23 protein-coding genes, 1 pseudogene and 1 riboswitch are annotated in these 24,091 nt (G+C 60.8%); of the genes and pseudogenes, 16 read left to right on the top strand and 8 right to left on the bottom strand.

Features of this window, described 5'->3' with window-relative positions; all coding sequences use genetic code 11:
- Position 1: 1 nt before the first annotated feature.
- Together J2X43_RS30250 and J2X43_RS30245 are read left to right on the top strand one after the other, a co-directional pair.
- Complete coding sequence (locus J2X43_RS30250) at positions 2-979, top strand: ABC transporter permease (protein ID WP_112390015.1); 978 nt, start codon at positions 2-4, stop codon at positions 977-979.
- 32 nt (positions 980-1,011) lie between these two features.
- Complete coding sequence (locus J2X43_RS30245; protein ID WP_112446062.1) at positions 1,012-2,397, top strand: LLM class flavin-dependent oxidoreductase; 1,386 nt, start codon at positions 1,012-1,014, stop codon at positions 2,395-2,397.
- 93 nt (positions 2,398-2,490) lie between these two features.
- On the opposite strand, the gene J2X43_RS30240 is transcribed toward J2X43_RS30245, so the two are convergent.
- The gene (locus tag J2X43_RS30240; RefSeq protein ID WP_112390017.1) at positions 2,491-2,919 is read right to left on the bottom strand and encodes a MarR family winged helix-turn-helix transcriptional regulator; all 429 of its coding nucleotides are present in this window, start codon (positions 2,917-2,919) and stop codon (positions 2,491-2,493) included.
- A 279-nt stretch (positions 2,920-3,198) separates the two neighbouring features.
- Between J2X43_RS30240 and J2X43_RS30235 the strand changes: the two genes are divergently transcribed.
- From J2X43_RS30235 to J2X43_RS30220, 4 genes are all read left to right on the top strand, one after another.
- Positions 3,199-4,032, top strand: a complete 834-nt coding sequence (locus J2X43_RS30235; RefSeq protein WP_310301395.1) for an alpha/beta hydrolase — start codon at positions 3,199-3,201, stop codon at positions 4,030-4,032.
- A 236-nt stretch (positions 4,033-4,268) separates the two neighbouring features.
- Positions 4,269-5,162, top strand: a complete 894-nt coding sequence (yghU, locus tag J2X43_RS30230; protein WP_112390018.1) for a glutathione-dependent disulfide-bond oxidoreductase — start codon at positions 4,269-4,271, stop codon at positions 5,160-5,162.
- Positions 5,163-5,354: 192 nt separating this feature from the next.
- Positions 5,355-6,863, top strand: a complete 1,509-nt coding sequence (locus J2X43_RS30225) for an ATPase domain-containing protein (protein WP_112390019.1) — start codon at positions 5,355-5,357, stop codon at positions 6,861-6,863.
- Positions 6,841-8,907 (top strand): hybrid sensor histidine kinase/response regulator, encoded by a 2,067-nt coding sequence (locus J2X43_RS30220; RefSeq protein WP_112390020.1) that lies wholly within the window; start codon positions 6,841-6,843, stop codon positions 8,905-8,907. Before J2X43_RS30225 ends, J2X43_RS30220 begins: the two co-directional genes overlap by 23 nt.
- 33 nt (positions 8,908-8,940) lie before the next feature.
- Here the strand turns inward: J2X43_RS30220 and J2X43_RS30215 are convergent, their stop codons facing one another.
- On the bottom strand, positions 8,941-9,288 hold the full coding sequence (locus J2X43_RS30215; protein WP_112390021.1) for a RidA family protein: 348 nt from the start codon (positions 9,286-9,288) through the stop codon (positions 8,941-8,943).
- Positions 9,289-9,485: 197 nt separating this feature from the next.
- Here J2X43_RS30215 and J2X43_RS30210 point away from each other — a divergent pair, with 197 nt between their 5' ends.
- Positions 9,486-9,791, top strand: coding sequence for a hypothetical protein (locus tag J2X43_RS30210; protein WP_112390022.1), 306 nt, complete (start codon positions 9,486-9,488; stop codon positions 9,789-9,791).
- A 36-nt stretch (positions 9,792-9,827) separates the two neighbouring features.
- Here the strand turns inward: J2X43_RS30210 and J2X43_RS30205 are convergent, their stop codons facing one another.
- The 5 genes and pseudogenes from J2X43_RS30205 to J2X43_RS30185 form a co-directional block, all read right to left on the bottom strand.
- Positions 9,828-10,868 (bottom strand): isopenicillin N synthase family oxygenase, encoded by a 1,041-nt coding sequence (locus tag J2X43_RS30205; RefSeq protein ID WP_112390023.1) that lies wholly within the window; start codon positions 10,866-10,868, stop codon positions 9,828-9,830.
- 187 nt (positions 10,869-11,055) lie between these two features.
- A pseudogene (locus tag J2X43_RS30200) lies at positions 11,056-11,619 on the bottom strand (hypothetical protein).
- Positions 11,620-11,754: 135 nt separating this feature from the next.
- Positions 11,755-12,519, bottom strand: coding sequence for an ABC transporter ATP-binding protein (locus J2X43_RS30195; RefSeq protein ID WP_112390026.1), 765 nt, complete (start codon positions 12,517-12,519; stop codon positions 11,755-11,757).
- The gene (locus tag J2X43_RS30190; RefSeq protein WP_310301273.1) at positions 12,516-13,556 is read right to left on the bottom strand and encodes an iron ABC transporter permease; all 1,041 of its coding nucleotides are present in this window, start codon (positions 13,554-13,556) and stop codon (positions 12,516-12,518) included. Before J2X43_RS30190 ends, J2X43_RS30195 begins: the two co-directional genes overlap by 4 nt.
- Positions 13,553-14,569 carry an ABC transporter substrate-binding protein gene (locus J2X43_RS30185; protein WP_112390027.1) on the bottom strand — a complete coding sequence of 339 codons (1,017 nt, stop codon included), beginning with the start codon at positions 14,567-14,569 and terminating at the stop codon, positions 13,553-13,555. Before J2X43_RS30185 ends, J2X43_RS30190 begins: the two co-directional genes overlap by 4 nt.
- Before the next feature lie 164 nt (positions 14,570-14,733).
- Positions 14,734-14,990: riboswitch (cobalamin riboswitch) on the bottom strand.
- A gap of 160 nt (positions 14,991-15,150) precedes the next feature.
- Here J2X43_RS30185 and J2X43_RS30180 point away from each other — a divergent pair.
- Entirely contained in the window at positions 15,151-15,837 is a 687-nt protein-coding gene (locus J2X43_RS30180) for a GntR family transcriptional regulator (protein ID WP_112390028.1), read from the top strand.
- Positions 15,838-15,876: 39 nt separating this feature from the next.
- The gene (locus tag J2X43_RS30175; RefSeq protein ID WP_112390029.1) at positions 15,877-16,551 is read left to right on the top strand and encodes a GntR family transcriptional regulator; all 675 of its coding nucleotides are present in this window, start codon (positions 15,877-15,879) and stop codon (positions 16,549-16,551) included.
- Positions 16,552-16,560: 9 nt separating this feature from the next.
- Here J2X43_RS30175 and J2X43_RS30170 read toward each other — a convergent pair whose 3' ends face one another.
- Positions 16,561-18,447 (bottom strand): bifunctional sugar phosphate isomerase/epimerase/4-hydroxyphenylpyruvate dioxygenase family protein, encoded by a 1,887-nt coding sequence (locus J2X43_RS30170; protein WP_112390030.1) that lies wholly within the window; start codon positions 18,445-18,447, stop codon positions 16,561-16,563.
- A 242-nt stretch (positions 18,448-18,689) separates the two neighbouring features.
- Between J2X43_RS30170 and J2X43_RS30165 the strand changes: the two genes are divergently transcribed.
- From J2X43_RS30165 to J2X43_RS30135, 7 genes are all read left to right on the top strand, one after another.
- Complete coding sequence (locus tag J2X43_RS30165) at positions 18,690-19,520, top strand: transporter substrate-binding domain-containing protein (protein WP_112390031.1); 831 nt, start codon at positions 18,690-18,692, stop codon at positions 19,518-19,520.
- A gap of 96 nt (positions 19,521-19,616) precedes the next feature.
- On the top strand, positions 19,617-20,066 hold the full coding sequence (gene aroQ / locus J2X43_RS30160) for a type II 3-dehydroquinate dehydratase (RefSeq protein ID WP_112390090.1): 450 nt from the start codon (positions 19,617-19,619) through the stop codon (positions 20,064-20,066).
- Positions 20,063-20,731: an amino acid ABC transporter permease gene (locus J2X43_RS30155; RefSeq protein WP_112390032.1), complete on the top strand. Its 669-nt coding sequence runs from the start codon at positions 20,063-20,065 to the stop codon at positions 20,729-20,731. Before aroQ ends, J2X43_RS30155 begins: the two co-directional genes overlap by 4 nt.
- Positions 20,732-20,740: 9 nt before the next feature.
- Positions 20,741-21,385, top strand: coding sequence for an amino acid ABC transporter permease (locus tag J2X43_RS30150; RefSeq protein WP_112390033.1), 645 nt, complete (start codon positions 20,741-20,743; stop codon positions 21,383-21,385).
- A gap of 55 nt (positions 21,386-21,440) precedes the next feature.
- Positions 21,441-22,169 (top strand): amino acid ABC transporter ATP-binding protein, encoded by a 729-nt coding sequence (locus J2X43_RS30145; protein WP_112390091.1) that lies wholly within the window; start codon positions 21,441-21,443, stop codon positions 22,167-22,169.
- 11 nt (positions 22,170-22,180) lie between these two features.
- On the top strand, positions 22,181-23,266 hold the full coding sequence (locus J2X43_RS30140) for a Gfo/Idh/MocA family oxidoreductase (RefSeq protein WP_310301265.1): 1,086 nt from the start codon (positions 22,181-22,183) through the stop codon (positions 23,264-23,266).
- Entirely contained in the window at positions 23,263-24,090 is an 828-nt protein-coding gene (locus J2X43_RS30135) for a ThiF family adenylyltransferase (protein WP_112390034.1), read from the top strand. The genes J2X43_RS30140 and J2X43_RS30135 overlap by 4 nt, the downstream gene beginning before the upstream one ends.
- Position 24,091: the final 1 nt, after the last annotated feature.

The raw sequence follows: 24,091 nt of genomic DNA, 5'->3' as shown, positions 1-24,091 counted from the left end.
TATGTCCGGCTTGAAACTCGCCGAAGGGTCGATCGCTAACCTTGCCCGCTATGGACTGATCGCGGCTCTGGTTGGGGTCTTCGCGCTGTTCTCGATCCTCGCGCCGGCATTTCTGACCGTCGGCAACTTGCAGAGCATCCTGGTCAATAACTTCACGCTGCTGGCGATCGTCTCGATCGCCATGACATTCGCCGTCACGGCCGGAGGTATAGATCTTTCGGTCGGCACGGCGGTCGATTTCGCAAGCTTCGCCTTCGTCTCCCTCGTGCTCGCTGGCGAGCCTGTGTCGCTGGCCGCCCTTGCCGGGCTCGCCGCGGGCGCACTCGTCGGCGCTGTGAATGCGGTACTGGTTTCCGTCATCGGCGTGGCACCTTTCCTCGCCACACTCGGCACTCTGTTCATCGGCCGCAGCATCCAGCAGCTGCTGACCAACGGCGGCAATCCGGTCTATCTTCCGCCATCAGGGATCCCTGATGCGTTCCGGTTTCTCGGGCACGGGACGATCGCCAGCGTACCGGTGCCGCTGGTGATCGCCGCAGCTGTCATCGCCGCATCGGCCGCGATCCTGGCCTGGACGCGTTTCGGACGCGTAGTGCTGTCGATCGGCATCCAGCCAAGCGTGGTTCGCTATTCCGGGATCAACCTTGGCATACCCGTCGGTGCGACCTTCATCCTGGCAGGCGTGATCGCCGCGATCGCCGGCCTTGTGCTGACGGCGACGGTCACCGTCTACATCCCCTCCTCGGGCAATGCCTTTCTTCTGAATGCCATCGGCGCAACCTTCATCGGCACGACACTTTCGCCGCTCGGCCGCCCCAACATTCCCGGCACCGTCCTTGGCGTCTTGCTTCTCAGCGTCGTCGCCAACGGCCTGCTCCTGACCGGCCTCAATTTCTACTGGCAGCAGGTCGCGACAGGAACGCTGATCTTTGCGGTGCTGGCCTTCAGCTTCATCAACCGGAAAACCGCCGCGGCCTGACATCGATCGGCCGCCGCTTCAGGAACAATCGTATGACACGTGAAATCAGGCTGAACGCCTTCGATATGAATTGCGTCGGACATCAGTCGCCAGGTCTCTGGCGGCATCCACGCGACAAATCCGCCAACTACAAGGATCTCGATTACTGGGTGCATCTGGCAAAGACCCTGGAGCGCGGCAAATTCGACGGGTTGTTCATTGCTGATGTGCTCGGCGTCTACGACGTGCTGAACGGCAATGTCGATGCAGCCCTTCGCCATTCCGCACAGGTTCCGGTCAACGATCCGCTGCAGATCATTCCAACCATGGCCTACGCCACCGAGCATCTGGGTTTCGGCCTGACGGCCTCGCTGTCGTTCGAGCACCCCTATACGTTCGCCCGCCGGATCTCGACACTGGACCACCTGACGAAGGGCCGGGTCGGATGGAACATCGTCACCTCCTATCTTAACAGCGGCGCGCTGAATATCGGCCAGCCGGCGCAGACGAACCACGACGACCGTTATGATCTCGCCGATGAATATCTCGACGTCTGCTACAAGCTTTGGGAGGGGAGCTGGGAAGATGACGCCGTGGTGCGCGACCGGGATGCCGGCATTTTCACCCATCCTGAAAAGGTCCATCCGATCAATCATGCCGGCAAGCATTTCACGGTGCCCGGAATCCATCTTAGCGAACCATCGCCGCAGCGCACGCCGGTTCTCTACCAGGCGGGTGCCTCCAGCCGCGGCAAGGACTTTGCCGGTGCACACGCGGAATGCATCTTCGTTGCTGCCCCCTCCAAGCCTGTCCTGAAGCGCTATGTCGCGAATGTCCGCGAGGCGGCCGAACGCGCCGGACGCAATCCGCGCGAGATTCTCGCCTTCAACCTGCAGACCGTGATCCTCGGCGAGACAGACGCGGAGGCACAACGCAAGTTCAACGAATACCGGAAGTATGCCTCGCTCGAAGGCGCCCTTACCCTGATCTCGGGATGGACCGGCATCGATTTCGGCCAGTTCGGCCCGGACGAAGTTCTGCGCCATCGCCATACGAACGCGGTGCAGTCAGCAGTCGAGACCTTCACCACCATCGATCCGAACAAGGAGTGGACAGTGCGCGAGATGGCCGACTGGGTCGGCATCGGCGGGTTCGGTCCGGTCTTCGTCGGCTCGCCATCGACGGTCGCCGACCTGATGCAGGAATGGGTCGAGGATACCGACGTCGACGGTTTCAACCTCGCCTACGCGGTGACCCCCGAGAGCTTCGAGGATGCCGTCGATCTTCTCGTCCCCGAGCTTCAGCGGCGCGGCGTCTACAAGACCGATTACCGCAAGGGCACGCTTCGCGAAAAGCTGGGGGGCCAGGGGCCGACGCTCGTGGCCCCGCATCCGGGCGCAACCTACCGGCGGACCGGCGCGCGGCTGGCGGCGGAGTAGCGCCGGCTACCGTGACGACAAACAATTGTCGAGACTCGCTTGGGCTGCCTCGCATTGCGTAGGCGGCTCAAGCCCCAGCTGTTCTCGATGCCGCTATTCTTCGCTCGTCAGCGCGGCGCGAAGCCGCTTGACGTCCTCGTTCAGCGCTCCAATGCCTTCCATCGATAGGCCTGAACGGGCCAGCAGCGTCTCGCCGAGACAATTGCTCTGCTGCAGCAGAGCCTTTCCGGCATCCGTCAACCAGACATGGACTTGCCGTTCGTCTTCCTTGCTGCGCCGCCGCGCGACAAGGCCAGCCTGCTCCATCCGCTTGACCGGTGGCGTGACGGTGCTCGATTCCAGCGACAGCCGCTCGGCGATGGCGCCGATCGTCATGCCGTCATCCTCGCCCAGTGCATTCAGCACCAGGTACTGGGGATAGGTGATGCCCATCGCGTCGAGCATCGGCTTGTAGGTGCGGTTGATGGCGATGCTGGTGGCATAGAGCGAAAAGCAAAGCTGGTTATCGAGAGGCAGTGGCATAGGCAATCTCCAGTCGTCCTCGCTCCATATACCGCAAAAAATATTATCGCGATAATTATTTCTCTGGACAAGCGCGGAGTGAGGCGTTAGCTTTTGTTTATCGCGATAATAAATATTGCGAAACATATAATACGGAGATCCGAGATGAGCCAGTTTGACATTCAAGCAACCCGCCGCGGCGTGATGGCCGCCGGACTGGGCCTCGCCGCCGCGGCCGCCATTCCGCTTGCCCAAAACGCAGAAGCCAAGACCAAGCAATCGCCAAAGGAGAACAGTACGATGAGCAGCAATACCTTCATCACCAAGGACGGCACGCAGATCTTCTACAAGGACTGGGGCAAGGGCCAGCCGGTCGTCTTCCACCATGGATGGCCGCTGAGTGCAGACGACTGGGATGCCCAGATGCTGTTCTTCCTCGACAAGGGCTACCGTGTCATCGCCCATGACCGCCGGGGTCACGGCCGCTCCAGCCAGACGGCAACCGGCAACGATATGGACACCTATGCATCCGACGTCGCCGAACTCGCCAAGCATCTCGATCTGAAGGATGCCATCCATGTCGGCCATTCGACGGGTGGCGGTGAGGTTGCGCGCTATGTCGCCAAGCATGGCGGTGGCGGCCGCGTTGCCAAGGCGGCGCTGCTCGGCGCCGTTCCTCCGATCATGCTGAAATCGGACAAGAACCCGGGCGGCCTGCCGATCGAGGTGTTCGACGGCTTCCGCGCCGCGCTGGTCGCCAACCGCGCGCAGTTCTTCCACGATATTCCTGCCGGTCCCTTCTATGGCTTCAACCGGCCGGGCGCGAAGGTTTCCGAAGGGGTCATCGACAATTGGTGGCGCCAGGGCATGATGGGCGGCGCCAAGGCCCATTACGATTGCATTAAGGCATTCTCCGAGACCGACTTCACCGACGACCTCAAGACGATCGACGTACCCGTCCTTGTCATGCATGGCGACGACGATCAGATCGTACCGATCGCCGATTCCGCCTTGCTTTCGGCGAAGCTTCTGAAGAAGGGCGAGCTGAAGGTCTACAAGGGATTGCCGCACGGCATGGCAACCACCCATGCCGACGTTATCAACGCCGACCTCCTGGCTTTCTTCAAGGCCTGAGTTTCAGATGAAAACCGATGTGCCCGCCCTGCGGGCACATCTTCCGTCGCGCGAATGGTGCCGCTGCATGGTCTCCCAGGCAGGGCTGCACGGACGCCCTTCCCTCTCCTGTTCTCTTCGCCAGCGCCCATTTGCCGCTTTGCAGCAATATCCGTCGTTAAGCAGTTGAAAGCGTGACATTTGTCGTTAGGTTCTTAAGCCGAACCAGAATGCGCCGATTGAAAAGGACCGATAAAATGGCAGAGAAGAACCCCGCCGACAATTTTCCGGCAGGATACGAAGTCCCCAAGGTGTGGACCTGGGACAAGGGCAATGGAGGCCAGTTCGCCAATATCAACCGGCCGATTGCCGGGCCAACCCATGACAAGGTTCTACCGGTCGGCAAGCATCCGCTGCAGCTCTATTCGCTCGCCACGCCGAACGGCGTCAAAGTCACCATCATGCTTGAGGAATTGCTGGCGCTCGGCCACCAAGGCGCGGAATACGATGCCTGGCTGATCAGGATCGGTGACGGCGACCAGTTCGGCTCCGGCTTTGTCGACGTCAATCCGAACTCGAAAATCCCTGCTCTTTTCGACCATTCGACCCCCGAGCCGACCCGGGTATTCGAAAGCGGATCGATCCTGCTCTATCTGGCGAAGAAGTTCGGCGCCTTCCTTCCGGCAGATCACAAGGCCCAGACGGAGACCATGAACTGGCTCTTCTGGCAGATGGCCTCCGCGCCCTATCTCGGCGGCGGCTTCGGTCACTTCTATGCCTATGCACCGATCCACATCAAATATGCCATCGACCGCTTCTCGATGGAGGTCAAACGCCAGCTTGATGTGCTCGACCGCCAGCTCGCCGAAAACAAATACATGGCTGGCGACGAATATTCGATCGCCGACATCGCGATCTGGCCGTGGTACGGCAATCTTGCGCAGGGCAAGGCCTATGGCGAGGCCGGCGAGTTCCTCGACGTCGCAAGCTACAAGCATCTGCAGCGCTGGACGCAGGAGATCGCCGAACGCCCCGCCGTCAAGCGCGGCCGGATGGTCAACCGCGTCCATGGCGACCCGTCCGAACAGCTGCACGAGCGGCACGATGCCTCGGACTTCGAGACCAAGACCCAGGACAAGATCGCCAAGTAAACGGACGCTAGCCGCCGCAGCCCTGAAACGGGCATGCGGCGGCCGGCCAAACGTCTCGACGCTCGCGGCACCCGCTAGTGCTGCCCGAAATCAGTAGCGCCTGCGCCTCGATGACACCCGGTTTCGTGCGCGGCTACCGCCTTGTTTCCATGTGCTATCCGCCCTAACTATTTTAGCGAATTCGGAGGAAGCATGGATAAGGTATTGATGAGCAAGGCAGAGACTGGCGTCCAGGGCCTCGACGATGTGCTTGCCGGCGGGTTTACCCGCAAACATGTATTTCTGCTCGAAGGATCTCCCGGCACGGGGAAAACGACGATCGCGCTGCAGTTCCTTCTCGAGGGTGCCGCACTCGGCGAGCGTTGTCTCTACATCAGCCTCTCCGAAACCGATGAGGAGCTTCGTGATTGCGCCAGGTCGCACGGTATGGAGATCGACTCGCGGGTCGAGATTTTCGAACTCGTGCCGCCGGAAAGTCTGCTCGACGCCGACCAGCAGCAAAGCCTGCTCTATTCGTCGGACCTGGAACTTGGAGAAACGACCAAGCTGATCTTCGAGGCCTTCGAGCGGATCAAGCCTCAGCGTGTCGTCATCGACAGCCTGTCGGAAATCCGCCTGCTGGCGCAGAGTTCGCTCCGCTACCGCCGGCAGATTCTGGCGCTGAAGCACTTTTTCTCGCGATCGGATGCGACCGTCCTGCTGCTCGACGACATGACGTCCGATAGCCTCGACAAGACCGTGCACAGCGTCGTCCACGGCGTCATCCATCTTGAGCAGCTGGCGCCCAACTATGGGTCGGAGCGCCGCCGCCTCAGGGTCATCAAGTACCGCGGCCAGTCGTTCCGCGGCGGCTACCACGACTTCGTCATCAAAACCGGTGGGGTCGCAGTCTTCCCGCGCCTGCGCGCTGTCGAGCACAAGACCGGGTTCGAGCGGACCACTCTCTCCAGCGGGCTGCGCGAATTCGATCGTCTTCTGGGCGGCGGCATCGAGCGAGGATCCAGCACCTTGCTGATCGGCCCGGCTGGTACCGGCAAAAGCCTGTTTACCCTGCAATTCGTCAATGCGGCGGTGCAGCGGGGCGAGAGGGCCGCGATCTTCATTTTCGATGAAGAGCTGGGACTCCTCTTCGCACGAACAAAGTCGATGGGCATCGATCTTGAAAAGATGCGCGACGATGGGTCTATCCATATCGAGCAGCTGGATGCGGCCGAACTTTCACCGGGAGAGTTTACGCAGCGTGTCAGAGACAGGGTTGCGAGCTATGACGCAAAAACGGTCATTATCGACAGCATCAACGGCTATCAGGCCGCGATGCCGGAGGAAAACGCCCTCATTCTGCACATGCATGAGCTGCTTCAATATCTGAACCGGCAAGGCGCCAATACGTTCCTGACCGTCGCCCAGCATGGTCTTGTCGGCGACATGAAGTCGCCCGTCGATGTCACCTATCTCGCCGACAGCGTCATCCTGCTCCGGTATTTCGAGGCCTTGGGCAAGGTGCGCCGCGCGGTCTCCGTGATCAAGAAGCGAACCGGACCGCACGAGGATACCATCCGCGAATTTCGAATTTCCAATGCCGGACTGTCGCTTGGCGAACCACTTTCGGGGTTCCAGGGCGTACTACGCGGCGTCCCGAATTTTGTTGGAGAAAGACAGCCGCTCCTTCCATTGTCAGATGAGGACGGCACCGATTCCTAACAGCGATACCATCGGCCTGATCTACGCTCCAGTCGGCCGGGATTCGAAAATTGCAGCGTCGCTCCTGCAGGAGGCAGGCATCAAGGCAAGGATCGTGTTCGATCTGCCGTCCTTTGCCGCCAACCTTGGCGACGCTGTCGCCTTTGCCGTTATCACCGAGGAAGCATTTCGTTCCGCCGATCTGCGCGCCGTTTCCGCCTGGATCGAAGTGCAGCCGAGCTGGTCCGACCTTCCCTTCATCATCCTCACCAATCGCGGTGGCGGCCCCGAACGCAATCCGGCTGCCGCCCGGCTCTCGGAAGTGCTCGGAAATGTCAGCTTCGTTGAGCGCCCGTTCCATGCGACCACTTTCATCAGCGTGGCGCGTTCCGCCATGCGCGGGCGCCGGCGGCAATATGAGGCACGATCGCGGATCGAGGCTCTTGATGAGGGTGAACGCCGACTGCAGACCGCTCTTGGCGCCGGCCGGCTCGGCGCCTGGGAGCTCGATCTCACCACCAACGAGCTGACCACATCGGCGACCTGCAAAGCGATTTTCGGACGCAGCCCGGACGATGCGTTTTCGTATACCGATCTGCTCGCTATCATTCACCCAGAGGATGTCGGCCGGATGCAGACCGCCGTCCGGGCGACGATCGAAAGCGGAGCGGATTATTCGATCGAGTACCGGACAATCTGGAAAGACGGCTCGGTGCATTGGGCCGAAATCCGGGCGCAGCTCTACAAGGACCGGTGGGGCAAGGCGATCAAACTTGTCGGCGTTTCGGCTGACATTACCGACCGCCTCAAGGCGGAGGAACACCAGCGGCAGCTGAACGAGCTGCTAGAAGAGCGTGTCGCCGAGCGCACCCGCGAGCTGGAACAGGCGCACGCGGTCGTCATGGCAGAGGTGAGCCAGCGCGAGCGCGCCGAAGAACAGTTGCGGCAGGCTCAAAAGATGGAGGCGATCGGCCAGCTGACCGGCGGGGTCGCGCATGATTTCAACAATCTTCTCATGGCAGTTCTCGGCAATCTTGAACTTCTGCGCAAACATGCGGGAGACGACGCCAAGGCGCTGCGCCTGATCGATGGCGCCCAGCAGGGCGCCAGGAGAGGCGCGTCGCTGACTCAGCGTCTGCTGGCCTTTTCCAGGCGGCAGGATCTTCGCATCGACCCGGTCGATATGCGGGCGCTGGTGTTTGGCATGGAAGACCTTCTCAAGCGCTCCGTCGGCTCGACTATCGTTGTCGAAACCGTGGTGCCGGATGATCTTCCCCTCGTCTCCGCAGACGCAAACCAGGTCGAACTGGCGCTGCTCAATCTCGCCGTCAATGCCCGTGACGCTATGCCGGACGGCGGCACCATTCGTATCGAACTTAGACAATCCGAGCAGATATCCGGGACGGCAGAGCTCGCGGCTGGCAGCTATGTCATCCTTTCCGTCGCCGACCAGGGCCACGGAATGGACGAGGAGACCCTGAAAAAGGCAATCGAGCCGTTCTTCTCTACCAAGGAGCTCGGCAAGGGAACCGGTCTCGGCCTGTCGATGATCCATGGCCTTGCATCCCAGCTGAAGGGCGACCTCAAACTGACCAGCGAAGTTCGCAAGGGCACGACGGCCGAGTTGTGGATACCTGTATCGATCTCCAGCGCTGCACAGCCCGAATTGATCGTCATCCCGCCACAGGCCGCCAGCAATGCGTCAGGGCCGAAGCGGATATTGCTTGTCGATGACGACCTTCTCATCGCGATGAGCTCTGCCGACATGCTGATGGATCTCGGACATGACGTCGTCGAAGCCCATTCCGGAACGGAGGCGCTGGAATTTTTCGGTGACGGATCGGCCTTCGATCTTGTCATCACCGACTATTCCATGCCCGGCATGACCGGCGGCGATCTGGCGAGAGCTGTGCGCGCCATCGCGCCGGCCCTGCCGATCCTCATCGCGTCCGGCTACGCGGAACTTCCCCCAGGGGTCGATCTGGACGTCGCAAGGCTTGGAAAGCCCTACACACAGGACCAGCTGGCCAATGAGATCGCCAAGGTCGCCTTCAGTGCCCGCTGATCGCGCATCTGATTTGCAAGACTGACGGGGCGATTACTTCGCCGCGATCGCCGTCATTTCAACGAAGAGGTCAGGCGAAGCCAGCCTGGCCTCGACCGTTGCACGAGCCGGCGCATGTCCCACCGGCACCCACGCATCCCAAGCCGCATTCATCTCGTCAAACCCCGAAATGTCGGAGAGGTAGATGGTGACGCTGACGAGATTTTCCTTGCTGACGCCCGCCTGCGCCAGCGTATCGTCGAGGCTGGCCAGAACATCTTCGGTCTGCAGCCGCACCGGCTGGCCACGGGTGGTTTCAGCCGTATGGCCGGCGAGGAAGATCAGGTTTCCGACGACCACTGCGTCGCTCCAGCGCGCCGCCAAGCCAATTCTCTCGACCATTCAAATGCCCTTTCATGCTCGATCTCGTCTGAGCCACAGCGCTAGCGCCTGAAATACGAAAAGGCCAGCATCTTCTGGGGCGCGCGGCCTATCCCTGGAAGTTGGCATCGGTTCGCCGGTTTTGCTGAAAGTTTAAGTTGACCGTTCCCGATGTCAGGACGACATTTACAAGCGTATCAAGGCAGGAGGAGAAAACGGTGGAAGAGTTGGACCGCTGGCGCCAGATGGCAAGTGCGCCGAGAGACGGCAGCCGGATTCTGGTGACGATCCGTCCGTCCGAACAGGGATCGGCGGAAGTCGATCTCGCCTATTGGTCGAATGGCGATCAGTTTGGCGGCGAAGGCTGGCGCGCGTCGGATTCCTCGCCCGGGCAGATCATCGAATATGCCGAACCGGAATTGAAGTGCTGGATGCCGATGCCTTCCGCAAATCTCGGACGCAGCTCGATGCCGGCGCCCTGGGCGGGCGACGACCATCAGAACCTCGATGGTTCCGGCATCTAGGAAACTGGAAGTGTTGCCAGCCCGGCTTCGGGCGGGCTACGATCCGAGAATTGATTTCGCCAGATCGGCATGGTGGGTCTGAGCGACATCAGGATGAGATCGCAGGCGGCTCTTCAGCTGATTGATCCCGACTTCGCGAAAGATCGGGTTCAGCGGATCCGCGGTCACGCCACGCTCATTGCTGCGAAGCGCTTCGGGAAGCTCGATCACCGGTATCGTCGCATCGGGACGCGAGCCCAGGAAGAACGCCACGGAGAACCGCTCGACGCCACGGGGTGGTGCGACGACGTCGTGAACGTCTGCACGGACGAAACCGTTTGTCGCCAGTTCAAGGAGTTCGCCCGTGTTGATGACGAAGGTGCCGGGAACCGGCGGGGCGCTGATCCAATCACCGGCCTCTGTGCGGACGCGCAGGCCGGGCGTCTTGTCCTGGAGAAGAACGGTGACGAAGCCGCCATCCTTGTGTGCCCCGACGCCCTGATCGGTCTCGGCGACATCCCGGCCCGGATACCGGATGATCTTCAGAAGCTGCGACGGCTGCGGATCGTAGATACCGGCGAAGACATCTTCCGGCTGGTCGAGCGCAACAGCGATGGCCTTCAAAATATCGATGCCGATCCTTGTCACTTCCGCTTGATAGGCGAGAAGAAGCGGTTTCAGTTCAGGAAGGGCTTCCGGCCACTGGTTCGGGCCCTGAAGCCATTTCCATGGCGGCGTGGCGGGACCGATCTTCGCAGCCGTACCTTCGGTGTTGATGTCGAGCTGCTCGCGCCAATCCTGTTCGCCGCGCGTGCGTTCCTGCCCGGCGCGATTGTATCCTCTAAAATGCGGTGACTTGATCATCTCGATCTTCAGCTTCTCGTCCATCGGAAGCGCAAAGAACCTTTTGGACGCGGCAATGACATCGTCGATGAAAGCCTGCTCGACCCCGTGCCCGGTGAGATAGAAGAAGCCGTGATCATGAAGCACATGGCGAAGCTCTGCGACGAAAGCCTCGCGTTCCCGGCCGTGAAACCGCGAGATATCAAGCACAGGCAGCGCACTGCCGGATGGGTTGGCGTCGTTCAGGGCCGTCATGAAAGTCCTCGTATTCTGGGGCGCGTCGAAGAGCCCAGCATAGAGACGATCGAACGGACTGAAACACAGATCCGTTCAAGGTCGCGGTTCAGATTGAAAAACCGTTGCCCGCCACGACCGGACGGAAGAACAAATCACCGGAAGAGACACGCCGACACCACATATGCCCGTTGCCGATGAAAGCGCTCTATCGCAGCATCGGTGCGTCTGCCGTGACAAACAGCAGCCGCAAGGCCGCGGCGAGAAAATGGGCGAGCGCAAGAGCGGCAGCAGCGGCAGCGTTGATCACCAGCACCTGCGAAATGACGGCAATAGAAAACGCGCCTTGGCCCGATGGCAGGACGGACGTCGCTGCGAAGAGGACGCCTTCATACACCACGAAGGCAGCCAGAAACGTGCCGGCAGCCATAGCAAAGATGCCGGTCTGAAGCCTGATAACAACAAATGCCGCCAGGAGAGAGGTAGCAGCAGCCACGCCGATGGCGAGACCCCAGGCTTAGCTGTCCCAGGCCTGCGGGTAGCCGAGAATGAGATAACCCACCACCTGGTTGCCCAGCCATGCGAGCAGAACCGCATAGATCGCCATTTGCCGCGGAAGCGCCATGGCGGAAACCGCCGACAGCGCAACGAAGGGCGTGACGCATGCGAAATAGAGACTAAGGACGACGCTGGAGCCCGCTGTCATGGCAATCCAGGCTGCCGCGGCACCCGTTGAGACGGGATGCAGAGGAAGCTGACGACGTTCGGTCATGACCATGCTCCAGTTCATCGGGATCTACTGTAGCGAACTTCCAGTGAAATGCCATCCCGGCAAACTGGCGCAACACTCCCAATTGCGCGCGCCGGCAATTCTCCATGAACCTCAGGCAGCGGCTCAAGGCCATCTTCAGTCTATCGCATATTGAATGTTGTAGCGGCCGTGCACCGCCGATTGCTCGACATACGCCCGGACGCCAAAGACGCGGGCAATCAGATCTTCGTTCAAAACCTCCCATGTGGTTCCTAATGCAACCACTTTACCCTTCTGCAGCACGGCGAGGCTGTCGCAGAACATCGCTGCGAGATTGAGATCATGCATGGCAATGATGCAGGTCGTCCCGAGTTTCGACACGAGGGATAGAATTTCGAGCTGGTGCTGGATATCGAGGTGGTTTGTCGGTTCGTCGAGCAGGAGCTCGGTCGGCGTCTGAGCCAGAGCTCTCGCGATATGGACGCGCTGACGCTCCCCGCCGGAAAGTGTCTGCCATATCTGTCCGGCGCGGTGTTTCATGTCGACCCGCTCCAGGGCCATGTCGACGGCCGCATCATCTCCCGCATCCCAGGCAGAAAGCAGGCCGCGATGCGGCGTGCGCCCGAGCTGGACGACGTCACGCACGGTCAGCGGCGTATCGGTTGCCGATTGCTGCTCGACGAGAGCAACGCGCCGGGCGAGACTGGCTCTAGAGAGGATGGCGACGTCGTCCTCGCCGAGACGGATAACGCCGCTATCGACGCGGCGCAGGCGGCAGATTAGCCGCAGCAGGCTGGACTTTCCCGAGCCGTTCGGGCCCAGCAGACCAAGCACCTTACCTGGGGTCACCGATAGCGTGATGCCATCGATGATTAAGGTGTCGCCGGCCGAATAGGACACGGTATCGATGGAGATGCTCATGCACTTCTCCCGACGCGATAGAGGATGATCGCGAAAGCTGGGGCGCCGAAAAGCGCGGTGACCACACCGATCGGCAAGATCTGTTGCGTGATGATGATCCGGGAAACGATATCGGCCCCGACCATGAAGATCGCACCGCCGAGCGCCGTGGCCGGTAGGAGACGGCTGTGGGACGGGCCAACGATGAAGCGGGCGGCATGCGGGATGACGAGGCCGACAAACCCGATAGAACCGACCATGCTGACGACGGCCGCAGTCATGATCGCGGTGATGCCGAAAAGAACGATCTGCACCCGCCGCACGGCAACGCCGAGCGATGCGGCGGCATCCGAACCGAAGGCAAATGCATCGAGCGCGCGGGCGTGGAACTGGCAGGCGGCGAAGCCGGCGATCGCGATCGGCACCGACAGATAGACATCGGGCCAGCGGACGCCGCTCATCGACCCCAGGAGCCAGAACAGCACGCCGCGCGCCTGTTCCGCATTTGCGGATGTCGTGACGATATAGGAGGTGAGCGCATTGAAGAGCTGCGAGCCGGCAACCCCGCAGAGAATGATCCGTTCGCTGGAGCCCCCGGTGCCTGTCGCAAGAATGCCGACAAGCAGGAAGGCCACCACCGCACCGATAAAGGCACCACCCGACAACGAAAGAACGCCATAGCCGAGTCCGAGGATCATGACACAGACGGCCCCGGTCGAGGCGCCGGCGGAAATGCCGAGCACGTAAGGTTCGGCGAGCGGGTTGCGAAGAAGCGCCTGGAGGATGGCACCGCAGAGGGCGAGAGAAGCGCCCGCACTGGCCGCCGCCAAAGCGCGGCTGAGCCGGTAGTCCCAGATGACGCCTTCGTGGATGCGGCTGAGTTCGAACGCCGTTCCAAACAGCCGGTTCGAAACCGCCTTGGCGGTTGTCGCAACTGGGATCGCAATCTCGCCGATCGAGACGGCAAGGCTGATCATGACGCCAAGGAGGAGAACGGCGGCGGCGGTGAGCGCAACGAGCGCCCACCACCGGCGTTGCCAGGAAGCGGCAACTTTCACTGCGTAAGGCCGAAGGTCTTGATGCCGTTTGCCAGCGTTTCGATGCCGTCGATCGTGCGGATCGTCGGGTTCATCGACTGGGCGTCCATCATCACGAAATGCTTGTTCTTGACGGCCTCGAGTTCCTTGGTAACCGGATCACTCTCCAGGAAATCGATCTTTACCTTCGGATCATCGGCGGCATAGCGGCGGCGGTCCATGGTCGCGAGGACGATGACGGCAGGATTTGCCTGGGCAATCGTTTCCCAGCCGACCAACGGCCATTCCTCTTCGGTCGTGACGACATTCTTCGCGCCGACCGTCTTGAGAATATAGGCCGGAGCGCTGTTCTTGCCGGCGATGAAGGCGTCGCCCTTGACCTCTTTGCTGGAGAACCAGAAGACAACGGGCAGGTTCTTGCCCGAGGCACCCGAGATCGAGGCAACGGCTGCAGCCTCACGCTTCTTCAGATCGGCGATCAGGGCATCGCCGCGATCCTTGACGTCGAAAATTTCGGAGAGCTCCGCGATCTCCTGATAGATCAGGTCCATCGTGAACAGCTCCTTGCGAACGCCATCACCGCCATCGGCATTGATCTTGGCGACGCAGTCGGCAGGCGCGATGTAGGTATTGATGCCGAGATCGGCGAATTGCTCGCGCTTGCCGACAGAGCCTTGCGCACCGACATGCCATTCGAATTCGGCGGCGACCAGATCGGGTTCCTGACCGACGACGGCCTCGAAGCTTGGATCGTTGTCGGCGAGCCTTTTGATCTTGCTATTTGCATCGGCATATTGCGGCAGGACCGGCCCGACCCAGACGGCGGTACCGGCGACCTTGCCGGCAAGACCAAGCGAGAACAGGACTTCGGTCATCCCCTGGCCGATCGAGACGATCTTCTCAGGCGCCTTCTTGAACGTGACCTGCTGCCCGCAGTTGTTGAGGGTCAGAGGATACTGCGTGGCGGCAAGGCTTGTACCGGCGAAGCCGGTCAGGCCGAGGGCAAATGTGAGCGTGGCGATAATCTGGCGCATGGGACCTCGATTTAGGAGAAGCGGGCAGCACGACGCCGCGGAACACGGCGTGACTGCTCACGCAGCGCGGACGCGGAAAGCCCAATCGAGGCGGATGGAGGCCATGTATCGGCGAAGGGTCAGGTCAAACATGTCTGTTCCTTTCCAGGCATCCCCGCCCGGCTGATTGGATCGTGTTTGACGGCAGGTCTCCTGGCTCGCGAATATTCGCCTCTCATCTGCCTTCCCGCGATAACATCGCAGTGGCATGGCCTTGCGGCCCAAGGGAGACATCCAGCAGGCTGGTCTCCCGTGATGATCGGCAATCCGCTTACAGTTGCGGGGGCAGCCACGGTCTTGGTCCCTTTTGGGTCGTCCGCACCGTGTTCCCTATTAATCCCGTCGGAGACTTCCTCCGGGAACCGTCGGATGCAGTTACGACGCTAATATCCCGGCCGTCAAGACGCGCAGCGCGCCACCCTGGTTCGGCAATCAGGGTTCAGTACCCGCAGAACGGCCGCCAATCGCGTTTTCGCTTGTTGAATACGGCATACTTATTCCGTTATATATGAAGAAAATGGGAATATCAGAGGTAATGGCCGTTGAACGAAATCTCAAACGAGACCGTCGCAGAGAGCGGCTATCGGCAAATAAGGGCGGATATCATTTTCGGGCGGCTTTCTCCGGGGCAGAAGCTCAAGCTTGAAAATCTGAGAATCGCCTACCAAACCAGCGTCAGCACACTGAGAGAGATTCTCAACCGCCTGACATCGGAAGGCCTCGTCGTTGCCGAGGGGCAGCGCGGCTTCGAAGTCGCGCGTGTTTCGGTCGCCGACCTGAGAGAGACCGCAGCGCTGCGTCTGCTTCTCGAGGAGCACGCGCTGGAGCAGGCCTTCGAACAGGGCGATGTCGAATGGGAAGCGCGGCTGGTCTCGGCCCATTACAAGCTGGCGCGCATGGAAGAGGTGATGGCCTCGGGCGATACCAGTAGGGCGGAAGACTGGAAGCGCTACGACTGGGAGTTTCACCAGGCTCTGATCTCGGCCTGCGGATCGCGCCTGCTGATGGAAACACATTCGGCGGTGTTCGACAAATATCTGCGATATCAGATGGTGGCATTGTCCTATCGCGGCGGCGTTGCGGAAGAAGAGCACAAGCAACTGCTGGAGGCCGCTCTTCAGCGCGACATCACGACGGCGAAGAGAATATTGCAGCGGCATATTCAGCAGGGCGTCGAGCATGCGCTGAGCAAGGGTTCACTGGCGACCATTCGCCTATCGGCAGGATAATGTATTCCACGCACGATGGTGCGGGACGTAGAGGAATCAATGCTCAAAGTGACCGGTGAACATTCCGAGACTGTCAGCGACGTCGTCTCCCGGCAAATTCGTCAGGATATCATCTCCGGGACATTGGCGCCGGGTGCGAAGATCAAGCTGGAGCAGGCCAAGGAGCACTATTCGATCAGTGTGTCGTCGCTGCGCGAGATCCTGAGCCGCCTGACCACCGAAAACCTGGTGCTCGCCGAAGGCCAGCGCGGCTTCGAAGTCAGCCCCGCTTCGCTCAAGGAGTTGGAGGAACTCGCCGATCTTCGCACTGTGCTGGAGACCCATGCCATCGGCCTGTCATTTGCCGCGGGGAATCTCGAATGGGAAGGGCGCATCGTCGCCGCGCACCACAAGCTTGCGGCCGCCGAAAAGAGGCTGCTTGCCGGCGACGCCTCGCGCACGATCGACTGGGTCCGCTACGATTGGGAGTTTCATCAGGCGATCGTCTCCGCCTGTAATTCGGCGACGCTGATGGAGACGCTGTCCTCCGTCTTCGACCGTTTCCTGCGCTATCATATGCTGGCTCAGAGTTTTCGCGGCAAAGCGGTTGTCGACGATCACAGGCTCCTCTTCGAACTCGCGCTGAAGCGGGACGTCGAGGGCGCCCGCGCCGTTATCCGCCGCCACATATTGAGCGGCGTTGAACATGTGGTGAAAAGCGGCCGCATCGCCTAGCGATGGCAGTCAGAAGGCGTCCTTCGGGATGCCGTCCGGCCGCATCTGCTTCTTCAGCGCCGCAATCCGGAAGATCGCGTTCGGCGCGCCGTAGCCGCGATAGCCACGGCGCTCGACGATCTCGAAGAAGAACCCCTCCCCGTAGGTCCCGCTGTAGAGCTGGAAATACTCACCCTCGTCGTCGCGATCATAAAGGATGTTTTCTGCCTTCAGCCGTTCGCTGAGATCGGGATCGAGCCCGAAGCGGGCCTCGACGTCATCGTAGTAGTTGGGCGAGATGTGCAAGGCTTTGAAGCCCTTTTCACGCAGGGCTTTGGCGGTGGCGAAGATATCGGCTGTCGAGAAGGCCAGATGCTGGATGCCTGAGCCGAATTTCTCCGCGATGAAGTGACCGGCAAGCGTTCTGCGATTTTCAGCGCCGTTCATGGTGATGCGAAGCGATCCGCTGGCATTTTCGATGACCTGGCTGCGCACCACGCCGCCGGGATCGATGATATCGACCATCGGCGTTTTCCGGGTCTCGAAGATCGAGGTGTAGAACAGCATCCAGGTCAGCATCTCGTCGTAGGAAACGGTCTGCGCAATGTGATCGACATCGAGAAGCCCTGCATCCGCATTGCCATCGTCCTCCACCGGTTCGAAATCGATTTCGGAAAAATGGCCGAGCGGACTCTTGCCGTCGATCAGATAGATCAGCCCCCCACCGACACCGCGAATGGCTGGGATTTCCAGCTCGCCTCCGGCAACGGTCTGGCGGAAAGGCTCGGCATCCAGCGCCAGCGCCCGCCTGTAGGCCGCGTCGGCATCATCGACAACCAGTGCCATTGCGTAAGCAAAAGTGCCATGCACAGCATAGGCGGCGTTGGCGAAACCGGCCGGATCGACATTCACGAGAATGCGGATCGCGCCCTGCTGGTAAAGGCTTACCCTCTTGGAGCGATGCACGCCCGCCTTGCGGAAACCAAGCGCCTTGAGCAGGTCCTCGAGTTCGCCGGCCTCGTCCTCGTCGGTCGCGAACTCGATGAAACCGATCCCTTCGGCGGGGGCACGCGGCGGCATGGAGGCCCCGATTGCTGTCTTGGTGCTCCGGCTGACCTGGTCACCGAGATAGATCAGCGAGCGGTGGCCATCGGCCGCGATTTCGCGCGTCGAACCGCCACGGAACTGGTCGTTGAAGATCTCCAGCGAAAAATAGCCATCATAGCCGGTTGCGGCGACCGCCTCGGCAAAGGCCGAGACCGGCAGATCGCCCTCTCCCGGCATGTTGCGGAAATGACGGCTCCAATAGAGCAGATCCATGTCGATCAGCGGTGCATCGGCGAGCTGGACGATGAATATCTTTTCCGGCGGGATGGAACGGATCGAATTGACATCGATCTTGCGCGACAGCGAGTGGAAGCTGTCCAGGATCAACCCGATATTGGGATGATTGGCGCGGCGCACGATTTCCCAGGCGTCGCGATGGTCGTTGATGAAGCGGCCCCAGGCAAGTGCTTCGTAGCCGACCTTCAGCCCTCTTCGCGCCGCGCGCTCTCCGAGCTCATGGAAATCGGCGGCGGCACGGTCGATGCCGCCAAGGGCTACGGACGACACATTGGAGCAGACGAGCACGAGGTCTGTTCCGAGTTCCTGCATCACATCGAACTTGCGCTCGGCGCGATCGAATGTCCGGCCGCGCAGTGGCTCCGGCATGCCCTCGAAGTCGCGGAAAGGCTGAAACAGCGTGATCTCCAGACCGAGGTCTCTCGCCATGCGGCCGACCTCGGCAGGGCTGCTGTCATAGGCCAGAAAGTCGTTCTCAAAAATCTCCACGCCGTCGAAACCAGCCTTGGCGATGGCCTCGAGCTTTTCGGGCAACTCGCCGCTGATGCTCACGGTGGCAATCGAGGTCTTCATATCTGGAATCCTTTCATGCTGTGCCGCCGGATGGGCGGCTACGCAGGTATCCGCGGAAATCGGCTATAGGCATTATGCAGAATGTCGTGAGGATTTCAATTCAGTTGGTGAATTATGAATCATCATAGGTTTTATGAAAAATAGGTTGATTTGAAATCGCGCCTCTGGCAATTATGGCGGCATACGGTCGGGGAGAGGATGACTGCTGCAGTCGGACGGCCGGCTAACGGAGGAGGAAACACATGTTCAAATCGATGCTGACACGCCGTAATGCGATGCTGGGAGCAGCGGCTCTCGTGACCGCGATCGGGCTCGCGAACCCGGCAGCCGCCATCACACCGGACGAAATCAAGGCGCGCGGAAAGCTGATCGTCGGCATTCAGGGCGACAATCCGCCCTGGGGCTTCGTCACCAGCGCCGGCAAGCAGGATGGTCTCGACGCCGACATCGCCGCGCTCTATGCCAAGGAACTCGGCGTCGAGGTCGAATTCGTGCCGCTCGAGGTCAATAACCGCATTCCGGCCCTGACGACCGGCCGCGTGGACGTGCTGTTCGCCACCATGGCAATGCTGCCGGACCGCGCCAAGGCCGTCCAGTTCTCCAAGCCCTATGTCGCCAATGCCATCGTTCTGATCGCGCCGAAAACGATGTCGATCAAAACCAACGACGACATGGCAAACCTGACGATCGGCGTAGCCAAAGGCGCTGCACAGGACACGCAGGTGACCAAGAACGCCCCGACGACGGCAACCATCCGCCGCTTCGATGGCGATGCACCGAGCGTCCAGGCGCTGGTCTCCGGCCAGGTGCAGGCCCTCGGCGGCAACATCTTCTACATGGATCGCGTCGAGAAGGCCCGCCCGGGCGAATTCGAGAACAAGCTTGAATTCCAGAAGCTCTACAACGGCGCCTGCACCCGCCTTGGCGAGAAGGAAATCAACGCCTCGATCAACGCCTTCGTCGACAAGATCAAGGCCAATGGCGAGCTGAAGAAAATCTACGACAAGTGGATGAAGGTGCCGGTACCGGAATTCCCGGAGAAGCTCGAAGGCATTCCGTTCGCCGTCAACTGAGCCAAAAGCTCGCAACTATCCAAACCCAAGGCGGGCATCGCGATGCCCGCCAATCCGGCCCTGCGCCCGAAATCTATCCCGTTTGAGATTCGCGACATGACCAAGACCATCTTCGTCCTCAACGGACCGAACTTGAACCTGCTCGGTGAACGCGAGCCCAGCATTTACGGCTCAACAACGCTCGCCGATATCCGGCAGATGTGCCTCTCCAAGGCAACGAGCCTGGGTTTCGAGGTCGATTTCCGCCAGACCAATTTCGAAGGGGAACTGGTGGAAAGCATCCATCAGGCCCGCAAGGAAGCCTGCGGTATCATTATCAATCCGGCGGCCTATACATTCACCTCGATCGCACTTCTCGACGCCTTGAAAACCTTCGATCCGCCGAAGATCGAGCTGCATATTTCCAATGTCCATGCCCGCGAGGAAATCTACCACAAGTCCCTCGTGTCGCGCATCGCCACCGCCATCATGATCGGTTTCGGCGCCCGCGGCTATGAACTCGCCATCGATGCTATGGCAGGTATGGTGGGAGCGGCGAAAACATGAACTACCAGCTGGATTTTACGCCTGTCATCGATGGACTTCCGAGCCTCCTGCTTGGCTGCCTCGGCACGTTTCTCCTGGCGATCTGCGGCATGCTGCTCGCAATCGTCATCGGCATTGGCGGCGTGGCACTGAGGGATTCCCCGCTGAAACCGGTCCGCTGGCTGATCATTGGTTTTGTCGAGCTGATCCGCAACACGCCGTTTCTGGTGCAGATCTTCTTCCTCTATTTCGCCCTGCCGCTTGCCGGCATCCGGCTCGATCCGACGCCGACGGCGATCATTGCGCTCGGCATCAATGGCGGCGCCTACGCGATCGAGATCATCAGGGGCGGCGTGCAATCGGTGCCCAAGGGCCAGATGGAGGCCGGGCTGGCGCTTGGCCTGCATAAGGCACAGGTCTTCCGTCTTATCATCCTGAAGCCGGCATTGCGGGCGATTTTCCCGTCGCTGACCAGCCAGTTCGTGCTACTGACGCTCTCGACCAGCATCGTTTCGGCGATCTCGGCCTATGAACTGACATCCGTCGCCCAGCGCATCGAGTCGGACAGCTTCCGAAGCTTCGAGGTCTATTTCACGGTGACGCTTTTCTACCTCGTCATCTCCTGGCTGATGATGCGCCTCTTCGCGCTGTTTTCGGCCCGCTATTTCACCTATCCGGTCAAGTAGGAGGCAACCATGGGCAGAGAAGAATTCGTCTTCCTCCTGATCGGCCTGAAATGGACCGTTCTTCTTTCGGCCATCGGCTTCGTCTGCGGCGGCATCGCCGGGCTCGGCGTGGCGCTGGCGCGCACGTCGCAGATCCCGCTGCTGGAACGGGCGACGGCCGGTTATATCGCCGTTTTCCAGGGCACCCCCCTGCTGATGCAGCTTTTCGTCGTCTATTACGGCCTCGCCCTTATCGGGCTGAAGCTCGACGCCTGGCTGGCGGTCGCCATCGGCCTGACGCTCCATGCCAGTGCTTATCTCGGCGAAATCTGGCGCGGCTCCATCGATGCCGTACCGCGCGGCCAGACCGAGGCGGCAAAGGCCCTCAGCCTCAAATATATGTCGCGGATGAAGGACGTGATCCTGCCGCAGGCGATCCGTATCTCGCTCCCCGCCACCGTCGGCTTCCTCGTACAGCTGATCAAGGGAACGTCGCTCGCCTCGATCGTCGGTTTCACCGAGCTCACCCGCGCCGGCAACATGATCTCCAACCAGATCTTTGAGCCGCTGACCGTCTTCGGCATCGTCGGCGCGCTGTATTTCCTGATGTGCTGCCCGCTGACGATCCTTGGTGCGCGGCTTGAAAGGCGCTTCGCCGCCTCTGCCGCCCGCTGACCGCCGCGATGGGAACCAGACCATGACCAGCCTTTCCACATCATCGACCGAAACCATGATCACCATGAGCCACGTGGAGAAATGGTACGGCGCATTTCAGGCGCTGCACGACATCAACATGTCGGTACGCACCGGCGAGCGGATCGTGCTCTGCGGCCCCTCGGGTAGCGGCAAATCGACCTTGATCCGCTGCATCAACCATCTGGAGAGCTACGAAAAAGGCGAGATCCGCGTTGGCGGCATCCTGCTTGGCAACCAGGCCAAGGCGATCGATGCGATCCGCCGCGAAGTCGGCATGGTTTTCCAGCAGTTCAATCTCTTCCCGCATCTGACGGTGCTCGAAAACTGCATGCTGGCACCGATGCGGGCGCTTGGCGCAGGAAAGGCCGAAGCCGAGGAACGCGCCCGCTCGCTGCTCGCCAGAGTGAAGATCCTCGAGCAGGCCAACAAATATCCGGTCCAGCTTTCCGGCGGCCAGCAGCAGCGTGTGGCGATCGCCCGGGCGCTGTGCATGCGCCCGAAGGTGATGCTGTTCGACGAGCCAACCTCGGCGCTTGACCCGGAAATGGTCAAGGAAGTGCTCGATACGATGATCAGTCTCGCCGAAGAGGGCATGACGATGATCTGCGTGACCCATGAAATGGGCTTCGCGCGGCAGGTCGCCGACCGGGTCATCTTCATGGCCAGCGGCGCGATCGTCGAGGAGGCGCACCCGGCCGAGTTCTTCACCAATCCGCGCCACGAGCGCACCCGCCAGTTTCTTGGCGAAATCCTGCGTAACTAGGTTCGAGTGCAATGGCGACCCACCAGCAGACGGCATCCCTGAAAATCGCGGTCATGGGCGCGGGCCTGATCGGCAAGCGCCATATCGAGGCGATCGGCGCCGAACGGCGCACGGCACTTGCCGCGATCATCGATCCAACGGACGCGGCCCGCGAATATGCGGCAGGGAAGAAGGCGCCATGGTTTCCTTCGCTTGCCGCAGCGCTCGCAGGCGGCTCGCTCGACGGCGTTGTTATCGCGACACCGAACCAGTTGCATGTCGAAAATACCCTTGAAGCGGTTCGAGCAGGACTGCCGGCGCTCATCGAAAAGCCTATCGCCGACGATGCCGCTGGCGCCGAAATCATCGTTACCTCGGCGGAGGCCGCAGGTGTGCCGATCCTCGTCGGTCATCACCGCCGCCATAACCCCATGGTTCAAGCCGTCAAAGCCGCTCTGGAGACGGGACGGCTCGGCAAGGTGCTGACGGCGCAGGGCACCTTCTGGGTTGCCAAGCCGGAAGACTACTTCACCGTTCAGTGGCGGCGCGAAGAAGGCGGCGGCCCGATCCTCATCAACATGATCCATGACGTCGATCTCTTCCGGTACTTCTTCGGGAATGTCGAAAGTGTACACGCCATGCAGTCAAGTTCGGCACGTGGGTATCCGGTCGAAGACACGGCTGTCGTGGTGATGCGCTTCGAAAGCGGCGTCCTCGCCACGTTCAACGTGTCGGACGCTGCAGCATCACCCTGGAGTTGGGAAATGACGGCGGGTGAGAACCCGTCTTATCCCCGGCAGGATCAGATATGCTATCAGATCGGCGGCACCGCCGGCTCGCTCTCCATTCCGCAAATGACGCTCTGGACAAACGCCGGGGCCGCGAACTGGCTGGAACGCCTCGTCAAGGAGCGCCTGCCCTTCGATGCCGTCGAGCCACTTGCCGCTCAGCTCAATCACTTCTGCGACGTCATCTGTGGCAACGCCAATCCACTCGTCAGCGGACGGGAAGGTCTGGAGACACTGCGCGTCATCGAAGCGATCAAGGCATCGGCGCGTTCAGGGATGACCGTTCACCTCAAGGCCGATGCACGGCGCGAGAAGGAACGGTTGTCATGATCAGCGGCACGACCCGATTGATTGCCCATCTCGGCTACCCCACGGAAACCTTCAAGGCGCCGCTGATTTACAATCCTTATTTCGACAAGCACGGCATCGATGCCGTCGTCGTGCCGATGGGCTGCAAGGCGCAGGACTATCCCGATTTTCTGAAGCTGGTCTTCCGCCTCTCCAATATCCATGGCGCCCTCGTCACCATGCCGCACAAGACCACGACGATGGGCCTGCTCGACGAGATCTCGACAAATGCGAAGGTGGCCGGATCCTGCAATGCGGTGAAGCTCGGCGCTGACGGCCAGCTGATCGGCGACATGTTCGATGGTGAAGGTTTCGTCCGTGGATTGGTCCGCAAGGGCCAGCGGGTCAAAGGCACAAGCGTCCTGATCGTCGGTACCGGCGGCGTCGGATCGGCGATTGCCGCGTCCCTTGCCGCCGCGGGTGTAAAGCACATTGCGCTTCACGACGCCAGCGAGACAGCGTTGAATGGATTGAAGGCCCGGTTGAACGCACACTATCCGCAAACGGCGGTAACGTCAGGATCGAATGATCCCGATGGTTTCGACATCGTCGTCAACGCGACGCCGCTTGGCATGCGCAAGGGCGATCCGCTGCCCGTCGATGTCTCGCGTCTATCGCCGGAAACCTTCGTCGGCGAAGTCGTGATGAAAGCCGAGATCACGCCGTTCCTTGACGCCGCGCGCGACAGAGGCTGCAAATTCCAGGTCGGCACCGACATGCTCTTCGAGCAGATTCCGGCCTATCTCGAATTCTTCGGCTTTCCCGTCACGACCGCCGAAGAGCTGCGTGCCGTCGCGCGGATCTGAC

The organism is Rhizobium sp. BE258 (assembly GCF_031457345.1).
Classification (GTDB): Bacteria; Pseudomonadota; Alphaproteobacteria; order Rhizobiales; family Rhizobiaceae; genus Rhizobium.
This window is presented reverse-complemented; position numbering and strand designations above follow the sequence as displayed.